This window comes from Pseudomonas campi (assembly GCF_013200955.2).
In the GTDB taxonomy this organism is placed as follows: Bacteria; Pseudomonadota; Gammaproteobacteria; order Pseudomonadales; family Pseudomonadaceae; genus Aquipseudomonas; species Aquipseudomonas campi.
In genome coordinates, this window is record NZ_CP053697.2 from 414,555 (window position 1) to 427,612 (window position 13,058).

11 protein-coding genes are annotated in these 13,058 nt (G+C 63.1%); 9 read left to right on the plus strand and 2 right to left on the minus strand.

All coding sequences use genetic code 11. The features are described 5' to 3' along the window. Window positions 1–226 precede the first annotated feature (226 nt). From HNE05_RS01805 to HNE05_RS01845, 9 genes are all read left to right on the plus strand, one after another. Window positions 227–1,462 (plus strand): type II secretion system F family protein, encoded by a 1,236-nt coding sequence (locus tag HNE05_RS01805; RefSeq protein ID WP_173211474.1) that lies wholly within the window; start codon window positions 227–229, stop codon window positions 1,460–1,462. After that, window positions 1,459–1,977: a hypothetical protein gene (locus HNE05_RS01810; protein WP_173211475.1), complete on the plus strand. Its 519-nt coding sequence runs from the start codon at window positions 1,459–1,461 to the stop codon at window positions 1,975–1,977. Before HNE05_RS01805 ends, HNE05_RS01810 begins: the two co-directional genes overlap by 4 nt. A gap of 18 nt (window positions 1,978–1,995) precedes the next feature. After that, window positions 1,996–2,535, plus strand: a complete 540-nt coding sequence (locus tag HNE05_RS20530; protein ID WP_173211476.1) for a type II secretion system protein — start codon at window positions 1,996–1,998, stop codon at window positions 2,533–2,535. 19 nt (window positions 2,536–2,554) lie between these two features. After that, window positions 2,555–3,013: a type II secretion system protein gene (locus HNE05_RS20535; RefSeq protein ID WP_173211477.1), complete on the plus strand. Its 459-nt coding sequence runs from the start codon at window positions 2,555–2,557 to the stop codon at window positions 3,011–3,013. A gap of 7 nt (window positions 3,014–3,020) precedes the next feature. Further along, the gene (locus HNE05_RS01825) at window positions 3,021–3,470 is read left to right on the plus strand and encodes a prepilin-type N-terminal cleavage/methylation domain-containing protein (protein WP_173211478.1); all 450 of its coding nucleotides are present in this window, start codon (window positions 3,021–3,023) and stop codon (window positions 3,468–3,470) included. Beyond that, a complete protein-coding gene (locus tag HNE05_RS01830) occupies window positions 3,467–3,925 on the plus strand; it encodes a type IV pilus modification PilV family protein (protein ID WP_240008801.1) in 459 nt (152 codons plus the stop codon). Before HNE05_RS01825 ends, HNE05_RS01830 begins: the two co-directional genes overlap by 4 nt. 158 nt (window positions 3,926–4,083) lie before the next feature. Next, window positions 4,084–4,830 (plus strand): type II secretion system protein, encoded by a 747-nt coding sequence (locus tag HNE05_RS01835; RefSeq protein ID WP_338053209.1) that lies wholly within the window; start codon window positions 4,084–4,086, stop codon window positions 4,828–4,830. Between the two features lie 34 nt (window positions 4,831–4,864). Further along, entirely contained in the window at window positions 4,865–5,218 is a 354-nt protein-coding gene (locus HNE05_RS01840; RefSeq protein ID WP_240008803.1) for a pilus assembly protein MshP, read from the plus strand. Continuing rightward, complete coding sequence (locus HNE05_RS01845) at window positions 5,215–9,837, plus strand: DUF6701 domain-containing protein (protein WP_173211480.1); 4,623 nt, start codon at window positions 5,215–5,217, stop codon at window positions 9,835–9,837. The genes HNE05_RS01840 and HNE05_RS01845 overlap by 4 nt, the downstream gene beginning before the upstream one ends. Before the next feature lie 389 nt (window positions 9,838–10,226). Here HNE05_RS01845 and ntrC read toward each other — a convergent pair whose 3' ends face one another. Together ntrC and glnL are read right to left on the minus strand one after the other, a co-directional pair. Next, window positions 10,227–11,660 carry a nitrogen regulation protein NR(I) gene (gene ntrC / locus HNE05_RS01850; protein WP_173211481.1) on the minus strand — a complete coding sequence of 478 codons (1,434 nt, stop codon included), beginning with the start codon at window positions 11,658–11,660 and terminating at the stop codon, window positions 10,227–10,229. 2 nt (window positions 11,661–11,662) lie between these two features. After that, window positions 11,663–12,742, minus strand: a complete 1,080-nt coding sequence (glnL, locus tag HNE05_RS01855; RefSeq protein WP_173211482.1) for a nitrogen regulation protein NR(II) — start codon at window positions 12,740–12,742, stop codon at window positions 11,663–11,665. Window positions 12,743–13,058: the final 316 nt, after the last annotated feature.

Below are 13,058 nucleotides of genomic sequence, written 5' to 3' on the forward strand. Positions count from 1 at the left end.
CCGTTTACGGGAGAGGGCCGGGGAGAGGGCGCTTTGGTAGCCCGGATGCAATCCGGGAACGGAGTTGCCTGCTTCCCGGATTGCATCCGGGCTACGTGCCTGCCGCGGGCCTTTCCAACTCCCCCAACCCCTCGGCTTTGGCGTCCTGCGTCGCCCTACCTTCTGCATCCATGCAGTCGTCTCCCACCAGTGGGAGAGGGGAGCTGTGCGCGGGCGGGCGTTACCCATGAGCCAGTTCCGCTACACCGGCCGTGACGCCCAGGGCAGCAAGGTCAGCGGCAGTCGCGAAAGCGGCTCGGCCGACAACCTGGCCAGTGAGCTGCTGGCCGAGCGCATCACCCCGCTGAGCATCGAAGAGCAGGCCGCCCAGGGTAACGATGATGTGCTGGCCAGCATCAAGGAACTGTTGCGCAGCAAGCGCGTGGACCTGGAAGAACTGATCATCTTCTGCCGGCAGATGTACAGCCTGAGCAAGGCGGGCGTGCCGATCATCCGCGCCATCGGCGGCCTGGGTGAGTCCCATCGCAACGAATATTTTCGTGAAGTGCTGCAGGCCGTGCGCAGCGACCTCGAAGGCGGCGTGAGCATGGCCGTGGCCCTGCATGCCCATCCCAAGGTGTTCAACACCCTGTTCATCAGCATGATCAGCGTCGGTGAGAACACCGGCCAGCTCGACCAGGCCTTCAAGCAGCTGTCCGGCTACCTGGAGATGGAGCGCGAGACGCGCAAGCGCATCAAGCAGGCCACCCGCTACCCGCTTTTCGTGCTGTCGGCCATGGGCGTGGCGCTGGTGGTGATCAACATGTTCGTGATCCCGGCATTCGCCAAGGTGTTCGAGCAGTTCAAGGCCGAGCTGCCCTGGCCGACTCGGCTGCTGATCGGCACCTCCGAGTTCTTCCAGGATTACTGGTGGCTGCTGCTGTTGCTGTTTGCTGGCGCCATCTACGGCTTCATCCGCTGGACCGCGACTGACGCCGGCGCGCTCAAGTGGGATCAGATCAAGCTGCGCTTGCCCATCGTCGGCGGTGTGTTCGAGCGTATCGCCCTGGCCCGCTTTACCCGCACCTTCGCCATGATGTACCGCGCCGGCGTGCCGCTGCTGCAAACCCTGTCGATCAACAGCGCCAGCGTCGGCAACCTGTTTATTGGCCAGGCCATTATCGGCATGCGCGAGGGCGTTGAGCGCGGCGAGGCGCTGACCAGCACGGCTTCCACCAGTGGTCTGTTTACCCCGTTGGTGTTGCAGATGATGGCGGTCGGTGAAGAAACCGGCGCGCTGGATGACCTGTTCGTCGAAGTCGCCGATTTCTATGAACAGGAAGTGGATTACGACCTCAAGCAGCTGGCCGATGCCATCGAGCCGATCCTCATCGTCGCCATGGGCATCATGGTGCTGGTGCTGGCGCTAGGGGTGTTTCTGCCGATGTGGGACCTGGCCTCGGTGGCCAAGGGCGGCGGATGAGGCCTGATTACGATGCCGATTACACCGTGCGCAACATGCGCCGGATCGGCTGGGGTGGGGCCTTGCTGATACTGCTGGGCATAGTGCTGGCGCTGGGTTGGAAGATCGCCCAGGTCAGTGAAAGGCGGGCGATGGAGGCTACCCGCGAGCACTTGGCTGCCAGCCTGAATAGCCTGACAGCTGAGCAAATGGGCAAGGATCAGGTGCTGGAGCCTGCCTGGCGCAAGAGGAATCCGTTTGTTCTGCTGCGTTGGCAGCAGGACAACTACTGCGGCGAACTGGCCGCCGGTGATGCACCGCAAAGCGGCTGCTGGTACTGGCTCCCAGGGAAGGTCTGGGTGATCTACCGGGCGCGCTTTGCCGACGGATGGACAAGAGGGCAGGGTGAAGTGCGTGCCTGGCGGTTGTTGGTGGTTCCCGATGGAATGCCAACTGCGTCACAATCGTCGGGTGCGGCTTTCGCCCTGGAGCTTGAAGCGGTACCCGCTGCGGAGTTGTCTGCGGCGGGGTATTGAAGTCACTGAGGGAAAGTAATGAAAAACAGCAAAGGTTTTACCCTGATCGAATTGATCGTGGTCATCGTCATCCTCGGCATTCTTGCTGCGGTCGCGTTGCCGCGCTTTATTAACTCGGCCAAGGATGCCCACGAAGCAGCAGTTAAGGGCATCTCTGGTGGTCTGGCTTCGGCGGTGTTGTTGGTACGCTCGCAGTACGAGTTGAACCGCAATGGCGGTGTAAACGGTAACGGCTGCGTTGCCAGCAATACCTGCCAAATCAACGTGGGTGGCTTCGGTGACGGCACCGTCGATGTGAATGCCAATGGCTGGCCGATTGGCACCGCCCGTGCGGGTGCCCCAGCAGCTACCGTGGCTATGACCCCGGCGACCTGCAACCAGGTTTTCGACAGCATCCTGCAGGGTTCGGCCCCGACCAACGGCGTTGGCGCCGCAGCTGTCGACTATATCGCCACGGCTAACGGCACCGTTTGTACCTTCACCTACCAGCTGGATGGTGAGGACGACACGATCACCTATGACGCCAATACTGGCACTGTGACCTTCACCTTCATTTGATGTAGTCAGGAGTAGAACGATGAAAAAGCAACAGAGCGGTTTCACCCTGATCGAACTGATCATGGTTATTGTGATTCTCGGGATTCTGGCGGCGTTTGCGTTGCCCCGGTTTGCCAACCTTGGACAAGATGCCCGAATTGCGACTTTAAATGGCGCGTTGGGTTCGGTTCGGGCGGCTGCTGCGGTGGCTCATTCCGCCTCATTGGCTAAAAACCTTGCGGCTGCCGGCTCGGTCACGTTGGAAGGAACGACTATTACCATGGCCAACTTCTATCCGACAGCCGATGCTGCCGGTATTGTCGCAGCGGCCCAACTGAGCTCTGAATTCAGCACCTCTGGCGGTGGCACTGCCGCGTTGGTAATTCAAATAGCGGGTGCTCCGACGCCTGCGACCTGCTCCTTCACCTATGCCGCTGCGGCAGCTGGTGCTGCTCCAGTGATCACTGCGCCTACGGCTGCAACTACTGCTGGTTGTTAAGCCCGGGATGGCTGGGCGCGGCTTCACCCTGATCGAGCTGCTGATGGTCATGGTGATCATCGGCACGCTTGCCGTCGTAGTGGGGCCGCGTTTCTTCGATCGACAGGTGTTCGATGAGCGCCTGTACTACGAAGAAAGCCTGAGTGCCGTGCGCTATGCGCAGAAGCTGGCCCTGGCCAGTGGCTGCCAGATTCGCGCGCGGGTCGATGGCACAGGGTATGCGCTGTCCTATGCGGCAGCGTGTGGCGGGGTTGCTTCCGGCAACCCGGTCGCCAACCCTTCCGGCGGCGATTACACCGCGGGCAATCCGCAGAATGTCAGTGTTGCCCCAACGCTGAATGTCACTTTTGACTCTCTGGGTACCGCTACCGGTGCCGCGAATTTCGCCAGTTTTGCCGGTGGGGCGTTCACCCTCACCGTCAACTTGGCCACCGGCTTTATCGAGACCACGCCATGAGCCTGCCCACCCGCCAAGGTGCGCAGCGCGGCATGACCCTGGTCGAGCTGGTGATCACCATCGTCATCCTCGGCATTGCCGCTGCCGCGATGTTCTCGGCCATGGCGGCGATCACTGGGCGTTCGGCCGACCCTATGTTGCGCCAGCAGAGCCTGGCGATTGCCGAGGCCTACATGGAAGAAATCACCCTGCAGGCGTTTAGTGACCCGGATGGCCTGGCCGATTGCGGGCGTAGTTGTTTCGACGATGTTGGTGATTATCACAACCTCGCCGAGGCGCCTCACGATGCGCGTGGGAACGCCATAACCGCGTTGAGTGGCTACCAGGTGCAGGTGACGGTTACGGCGCAAGACCTCGGGCCTGCGCCGGGTGTGGCTGCCTTGCGCATCGCCGTCACAGTGAACGACCCCGCCGGGCAGCTCCTTGAGCTTGCCGGTTACCGGACGAGCTATTGATGACGTACCCGCCTGCTGGTGTAGGAGCGAGCTCTGCTCGCGAATGGTCCTGCGTCACCGCTTCGCGAGCAGAGCTCGCTCCTACAAATGCTGCGTTTGCTGCTAAGTCCTTAGCCCTTTGTCCTCGCGCCGTTCGCGGCTTCACCCTGGTCGAGCTGGTGATGGTGATCGCCCTGGCCGGGGTGGTGGCGGTGCTGATCAGCACGGTGATGTCCAACCCGCTGCAGAGCTTCGTCGATCAGAGCCGGCGTGCCGAGCTGGTCGACCTGGCCGCCGGGGCGCTCAACCGCATGGCACGCGATGTACGCCTGGCGGTGCCGAATTCGTTGGTTCACAGTGGCGACACAATCCAGATGCTGTCGATTGCTAATGCCGGGCGTTATCGGGCCAACCAGCCTGACGCGAGTGGAGCACGGCAAGACCCTCCGGCTTGCTCCGCAACAGGTCTGTGCACGATTGATGTTCTTACCCCGATTACCCCTCTGAGCACCACGACTCCACATTGGCTGATTATCTATAACACCAATACCACGGAGCTGGATGACACGGCCTCTCCATCGGTTATTTCACCTAAAGCCTTCACTTGGAGTGGGGGAAGCTTGAGCGCGACTCTTCCTGGCTTCCGCTTTAAATATGCTTCCCCACAGCACCGTTTTTATCTGGCCAATGAGGTGGTGGGCTACAGGTGCGATGGCGGTGGCCGACTCTGGCGCTCTGTGTCGCCCAACCTCGATGGTTCCGGGGCTACCGAATCGTTGCTGGTCAATTCCGTTTCTGCCTGCTCTTTCTCTTATGCCAGCGCGACCAATACCCGTAGTGGCTTGTTGACCATCCGTCTGTCGCTAACCCAGGACGACGAAACCATCACCCTCTTACAGCAGGTTCATGTCGACAATGCGCCCTGACTCTCGCCAAGCTGGCTTCGGCCTGGTCGCGGCGATGTTCGTGATCATCATCATTGCTGCGGTGATCGCCGTGATGGCGCGTCTGGCCGTGACGCAAAACGCCACCAATAGCATGGCTATCCAGCAGGCGCGGGCCTATCAGGCTGCTCGGGCCGGCTTGGAATATGGCATTGCGCGGATTCTCGCCGATGCGACCTGCGCCGATTTCACCCTGGATGGCTTTGCCGTGCTGATGAGCTGCACGTCCAGCAGCACGCCGGTGCTGGAGGAAGAGGGTAAGACCAGCGCGACGCTGTTCTATACGATCGAAGCCACGGCGACCTTCGCCACCCCCGCAAGCCCGGATTACGCCTATCGCAAGCTGACCGCCGTGGTGGAGAAGCCATGAGCGTGCATTTTCGGGACTCAGCCCGACGCTATCGCTGGGCATTGTTGTTGCCAGTCCTGCTGCTGGCCGATATAGCCTTCGCCGCGACCTATACCTTTAGAAGCAACAACGCCACCCCCAGTGGCGGCGGGGGCTCGATCTGTTCCGGGAGCTGGAGCAGCAGCGGCAGTGTGTTCACTTGTAGCGGTACGCTCACCCTGGATGCGGGGGATGTGCTGCGGGTGCGCACCACCGGTGGTGAAACCCTTACCCATATCACTGTTGTCGCCAACAACAACATCAGCCTGAACAGCAACACCATAGGCACTGTCGACAAGAACATAAGTCTACAAACCAGTTCCGGCAGTATCACCGCCACGGGCACCAATAGCATCGAGGGATCGGTGACCACCGCCAGTGGCCCGATCAATCTGGCGGGCACCAGCGTCAGCGGCTCGGTGACTGGCAGTGGCACGGCCACCCTGAGCGGCGGCAGCGTTGCCGGTAATGTCAGTATCGCTGGCAATCTCACCACTAACGGCACGGCCATCGCCGGCAATGCTGCCAGCAATTACGGCATTATCAGCCTCACCGCCGGTAGCGTCGGCGGCGCGGTCAGCAGCGGTGGCTCGATCAACACCAGCGGAACCCTGGTCAGTGGCAGCCTGACCAGCACCAGCGGCACCGTGAGTCTCAGCGGCGGCAGTGTCGGCGGCCTAGTGCGCAGCGGTTGTTGCAACGTCACCAGCAATGGCACCGACCTGCTGGCCGGCGCGCGCTCGGACTCCTCGGGCCTGAGCATTACCGGCGGCACCATCGCTGGCGATTTTGTGGCGACGAACAACACCGCGGTGTTTTCCGGTGTAACCATGACCAGCGGCTCGGTCAGCGGCGCAAGCACAGTGACCTTCACCAACAGCACCGTCGGCAATGCACAGAACAGCGTAAACGTTACCGCCAACAGCGGTGCGGTGACGCTGAATAACTCGACTGTTTTCGGCAACCTGACCGCACCCAGCTACTCGACCATTTTCGTCAATAGCCCCAGCACGGTAACCGGTACCTGCGTGCCCAACTCGACGCCGGCCAATGCCTGTTCGCCTGTGGCCACCCAGATATTGAGCTGGTCCCTCGATGAAGCCAGCTGGACCGGCGCGGCTGGCGAGGTGCTCGACAGCACCAGCAATGCCCTCAACGGCACGGTGCTGAATGGCGCCAGCACGGCCAGCAGCGCGCCGGCCCTGCCGCAGGTCAATGCCCAGGGCACCTGCGGCTATGGCACGTTCAACAGCGCTTCCAGCCAGTACGTGCAGCGCGCCGACAACAACCTGCTCGACCTGTCGGGCAGCTTTACCATCGGCCTGTGGGTCAAGCCACGCACGCGGCCGGCCTCGGGGCTGATGAGCATCCTGTCCAAGGATGAGAACTACGAGTTCCACCTCAACCCCAGCGGCACGATCAACTGGTGGTGGCAGACCACCGGCGGCGCCACCAATCAATTCAACAGCACCACGGCGTTGCCGGTGGGGCAGTGGAGCCATGTGCTGATCCGTTATGCGCCGGGTGACCAGCGCATCTATATCAACGGCACTCTGGCTGGCCAGGCCAGCTTCGGTGGTACTCCGCTGGCGAATGGCGACCCCCTGCAACTGGGCGCAGACCAGGGCACGGCTGGCCGTTATTTCAATGGCGAGCTGGATGAGTTGCGCATCTACAGCGGCGCGCTCAGTGACGCGCAGATCAGTGCCCTGGTGGCCGAGCGGCACTCATGCGGCCTTAACCTGCAGTGTTTCAGTGACGACTTCCAGGATGGCAGCCTGGGCGACGACTGGGCGGTGGCCAGCCGCGGCGCTACGGCGTTCACGCCGACGGTTACTGGCCAGCGCATGCGCCTGACCAGCAACCAGGGCAACGTATCGACCTCGTCCACCCTGCAGCGCCTGTTCCCGGCGGCGGGCAACTATATCCAGGTGCAGTTCAAGTATTACGCCTACAACGGCAGCGGCGCCGATGGTGTAGCCGTGGTGCTGTCGGATGCCACGGTAACGCCGCAGCCGGGCGCCTTTGGCGGCCCGCTGGGCTACGGCACCCGTGGCGATGCGGCCAACCCCGGTTTTGCCGGTGGCTGGCTGGGGGTGGGGATCGACGAGTACGGTAACTTTTCCGTCGAGGGTGGGGGCAATCCGCAGCAACAACGGCCCGACTCGGTGGCCATCCGCGGTTCCAGTGCTACCGGCGGAACCAGTGGTTACCGCTATATCGCCGGAACCCCGGCCGGCCTCAGTCCCGGAGTCGACAACGCGGCGAGCACTGCGGCAGCGCCCGGACACATCTACCGCATCACCATGGATGGTCGCTTCAGCAACGAGGCGCGAGTCACCGTGGAGCGTGATAGCGGCGCTGGTTTTGTCGTGCTTAATGGCCTCAATGCAGTCAATGTACTGGCAGCGGCCAACAGCCAGGCCCCGCTGCCCAGCGACTTCTACTTGTCGCTGACCGGCTCCACCGGCGGCTCGACCAATATCCACGAGCTGGACGATCTGCAGGTCTGCGCCACCGATATCAACCCCATCGGCCAGCAGATCGATCACTTCGAGTTCAGTTACAGCGGCACCGCGCTGACCTGCAATCCGCAGCCGGTCACCATCCGCGCCTGCCTCAACAGCAGCTGCAGCAGCCTCTATACCAATGACGTCAGCGTCACTCTCACGCCCTCCAGCTACTGGTCCGCTGTTGGCCCGGCTCAGGGTGGTGGCAATACCATCACTTTCAATGGCGGTACGGCGCAAGCCCGTTTGAGCGTGGCCACGGCCGGCACGGTGAGCCTCGGCGTGCAGTCCTCGGTGCCGGCGACCAAGCCCAATAGCCAGCCGGTCTGCTCGACCGCAGGCTGCCAGATCAACTATGCCGACAGCGGCCTGCTGCTGCAGGTGCCGAATATGCTGGCGGCCAAGCCGACGGCGGCGACCATCAGCGCAGTGCGCAAATCAGACAATGTCCTGCAGTGCGTGCCGGCGTTTGCCGATGTGGATCGCATTGTGCAGTTCACTTCCGCCTATATCGATCCGGGTAGTGGCAGCCAGCCGGTGGTGGTCAATGGCAGCACAGTCACCGGTACGGCCACCGATGTCAGCCTGCATTTCGATGCCACAGGCACCGCGCCGTTGACCGTGCGTTATGACGATGCCGGGCAGATGAAGCTCACTGCCCGCTATGTGGGCAGCGCTGGGAATGCAGATGAGGGGCTGGTACTTGAGCAGCGAACGGTTGACGGAGTATTCGTCAGCAAACCCTATGGCTTGTGCCTGAGCACCGAGAGTACTTGCGCCAGCGCCGATGCCGACTGCGCTGTCTTCCCCGGCGGCATTCGCGCCGGCGATGCCTTCCCCCTGACCATCCGCGCGGTGGGCTGGGAGAGCGATGGCGAGGCTTCGACCGCGCAGGCACTGTGCAGCGGCAATATCACCACGCCGAACTTCCGCCACTCGGGCATCCGCCTGAGCAGTGCGGTGCAGGCCCCTGCCGGCGGCGAACCCGGCGACGTGACGCCAAACAGCTACGACCACGCCCTGGGCAATCAGACCGAGGTCGCTGCCGCCATCTCCGAGGTTGGCGTTTTCACGCTCAGCGCCACGCCGGCAGTCAGCTACTTCGGCGAGACGGTCGGCGGCGGCAGTCGCGATCTGGTCGGTCGCTTCATTCCCGCCTATCTGAGTGCCGAGGGCAGCGCCAGCCTGACGCCCAGCTGTGGCAGCACCTTCAGCTACCAGGGCCAGCCGATCGGCTTTGCCAGCAATCGCCAGCCGACCCTGACCCTCACGGCCAGGAACCGCGCGGGCGATGCCACCCGGAACTACGACCGGGAGGGCTTCTGGAAGCTGGCCGATCCTGCTGTGGGCAGCTACAGCTCGATTACCGGCATCCCGGCCCGGGATGCGCGCCTGGTCAGCGAGGGGGCGGCCACGCTGGCCGTTGAAGGAGTCAGCGATGGCGATGATGGGGCGCGTACCTACCGCTGGACGGGCGAGCGACTGCTCTACCAGCCCGCCGCGTTGCCCGGTAGCGACGACTATCCGTTTGCGGCCCAGATCCGGCAGACCTTTGCGGCGGCCAGCCTGCGCGAGGTCGATCAGGGGCAGGTGGTCTGCCACGGTAGCGGCGGTGGTTGCCTGGATTACAGCTACGACTTCACGGTCAACGCCAGCGCGAATCTTGGCAGTCAGGTGCGGCTGGGCCGCCTGCGCATCGACAACGCCCATGGTTCTGAGCTGCAGGCCCTGGATCTGCCGCTGCTGCTGGAAACCTGGCAGAACGTCGCCGGCGGGGCTTTCCTGACTGAAGGGATGGATACCTGCACCGTCTTGGGGGCGCCTGCACTGGATCAGTACACCGGCAACCTGGCTGCCGGGGAAACTACGCCGACCCTGGTGCCCCCCCTGGCCGGCGTCGGTAAGCTGCAGTTGAGCGCCCCGGGGGCTGGCAATGATGGCTCGCTGCAGGTCAGCTTTCCCGACTCGCAGGCCTGGCTACAGTACCCCTGGGATGGCGCCAACCGCCAGCTGGCGCGTGGTCTTGCCACCTTCGGCATCTACAAGGGCGCCGCGCCGCTGATCTTCCGCCGCGAACTGTACCGCCAGTAAGCAAAAAGGCCACCTGCGAAGGTGGCCTTTTTGTTGGGCTTGTAAAAGAGGGGAATCCCCGGCCTGCCTGTACCAAGGTCCCCAAAACTGGGATTGCTAGAGTCTATGCAGGCTGTGTGCCAGTTTTATTACGTTGGCTGCAGGCCTTGTGAATACTGGGTTTCAGCGTTTCTCGGCCGGGTCGCTCGCGGCTGATTTGGCTGGCTGCTGGGCTGCGAGGGTGCACCGGGCTGAGGCAGGTGCATTGCTCTGGCGCATGGGGGCGCGATCTGGGTGTTCGTGTCTGCAACCGCTCCTGCGCCACCGCCTGCACAACAGATAACAGGAGATCGCCATAAGAAACGGGCCCGATTGGGCCCGTTCTCAGTTGCTTGCGCTAAGCCTGCGGCTTATTCGTCGCCGTCGTCGTCATCCGCGCCGTCGACCTTCATGCCCAGCTCCTTGATCTTGCGGGTCAGGGTGTTGCGGCCCCAGCCCAGCAGCACGGCGGCATCGCGGCGGCGGCCGGCGGTGTGCTTGAGGGCGGTCTCGATCATGATCCGCTCGAAGGTCGGTACGGCGCTGTCCAGCAGGCTCGACTGGCCACGGCCGAGGGACTGGTCGGCCCACTGGCGCAGGGCCTGCTCCCAGTTGCTCGCCGGCGCGCTTTCCTGGGGCTGGGTGAGCAGTTCCGGCGGCAGGTCGTCGACATGCACTTCGCGGCCGGAAGCCATCACAGTGATCCAGCGGCAGGTGTTCTCCAGCTGGCGCACGTTGCCTGGCCACGGCAGGTGCTTGAGATAGTCCTCGGTTTCGCTCTTCAGCAGCTTGGGCTCGACGGCCAGCTCCTGGGCGGCGCGGGCGAGGAAGTGGCGGGCCAGGGTGGGGATGTCTTCGCGGCGATCCGACAGGCGCGGGATGTGGATGCGGATCACGTTGAGGCGGTGGAACAGGTCTTCGCGGAACTTGCCGGCCTGCACCAGGGTTTCCAGATTCTGGTGGGTGGCGGCGATGATGCGCACGTCGACCTTGACCGGGGTATGCCCCCCGACCCGATAGAACTCGCCATCGGCCAGCACGCGCAGCAACCGTGTTTGCGTATCGGCCGGCATATCGCCGATCTCGTCGAGGAACAGGGTGCCGCCGTCGGCCTGCTCGAAGCGCCCGCGGCGCTGGTTGGCCGCGCCGGTGAAGGCGCCTTTCTCGTGGCCGAACAGCTCGGATTCCATCAGGTCCTTGGGGATCGCCGCCATGTTCAGCGCGATGAACGGCGAGGCCGCGCGCGGGCTGTGACGGTGCAGGGCGTGGGCGACCAGTTCTTTACCGGTACCCGACTCGCCGTTGATCAGCACGGTGATATTGGAATGCGAGAGGCGGCCGATGGCGCGGAAGACTTCCTGCATGGCCGGCGCTTCGCCGATGATTTCCGGGGTGCGTGCTTGCTCCACCGGTACGCTCAAGCCTTGTTGTTCCTGAGCGTGCTGGTTGGCGCGCTTGACCAGGGAGACCGCTTCATCGACGTCGAACGGCTTGGGCAGGTACTCGAAGGCGCCGCCCTGGTAGGAGGCCACGGCACTGTCCAGGTCGGAGTGCGCGGTCATGATGATCACCGGCAGGCGCGGGTGCAGGTCGCGAATGCGCGCCAGCAATTCCAGGCCGCTGGCGCCGGGCATGCGGATGTCGGAGATGATCACGTCCGGCTGCTGGCGGGCGAGGCGGCTTAGCACGCCGTCGGCGCTGTCGAAACTCTGGGTGGTCATGCCTTCCTGTTGCAGGGCCTTTTCCAGCACCCAGCGGATGGAACGGTCGTCATCGACAATCCAGACGGTTTCACTGCGGCTCATGACTAAGAGGCTCCTTGTTCCAGGGGCAGGAAGATCGAGAACACGGTATGGCCGGGGTGGCTCTCGCACTCGATCAGCCCCTGGTGCTGACTGATGATGTTCTGGGTAATGGCCAGGCCCAGCCCGGTACCGTCCGGACGGCCGCTGACCATGGGGTAGAAGATGGTTTCCTGCAGCTCGGCTGGAATGCCCGGGCCGTTGTCGATGATTTCCACTTTCACCACCAGGCGGTGGCGCACGTGGCCGATGGTGAACTGGCGCAGGGTGCGGGTGCGCAGGCTGATGCGGCCCAGGCGCAGATCGCTTTGCCCAGCCAGTGCCTGCATGGCATTGCGCACGATATTGAGCACGGCCTGGATCATCTGCTCGCGGTCGATCAGTACATCGGGGATGCTCGGGTCGTAGTCACGCACCAGGGTGATGCTGCCCTGGCATTCGGCTTCGATCAGGCTGCTGACCCGCTCCAGCACTTCATGCACGTTGGTCATGGCCAGCGACGGCAGCTTGTTCGAGCCGAGCATGCGGTCGACCAGGTTACGCAGGCGGTCGGCCTCCTCGATGATCACGTTGGTGTAATCCTTGAGGCTTTCTTCCGGCAGCTCGCGGGCCAGCAGCTGGGCGGCGCCACGGATGCCGCCGAGCGGGTTCTTGATCTCATGGGCCAGGCCGCGCACCAGCATCTTGGTGGTTTCCTGCTTGGACAGCTGCGCTTCTTCCTTGGTGATGCGCAGCAGGCGGTCGCGCGGGTGCACTTCCAGCAGCAGCAGGGTCTGACCAAGGCTGAGAATCGGCGTTACCGCGTAGTCGACGGTCAGGGTCTGCCCGTTCAGTGCGGTGAGCATGGCTTCGCGCTTGGTGAAGGGGTGCGCATGTTCGACGGCCTGGCGCAGGGAGCTGAGTGCTTCCGGCGACTCGGTGAACAGTTCGCTGATGAACTGGCCATGGCTGCGCTGGCCACTGACGGCCAGGAGCATCTCCGCCGCGGGATTCATGTATTCGAGGCGCAGGTCGCCGTCGAGCAGAATGGTCGCAGTGGTCAGGTTGTCCAGCAGCAGGCGGTGCAGTGTGTCGTTCAGGGTCATGGGCAGGCATCCGGCAATGGGCAGGAAAATGCAAGAAGCAAACCAAAGCCCCGAAAAGACGCGTGTTATCTGCTGGCGCCGCCATTTCAGCTACGTTTCAGCGCAGCTCGCGGGGTAAGGGGTGAACCAAAACAGGGAGAGTATAGAAATCGGTGCAGATCGGTGCGTCAAAATGGTGCATTGCTTTGCAGGGGCGGAGCCTGTCTGCGCTTTCTTGGGCTGGCAGGCTATTGAAAAGCACAGCCGAGGTAGTCACTGCATCTAGTAGGTGAGGGCGTGAAGTTACGAACTGGAGATGCGGGGCCTGAGTTCCCCT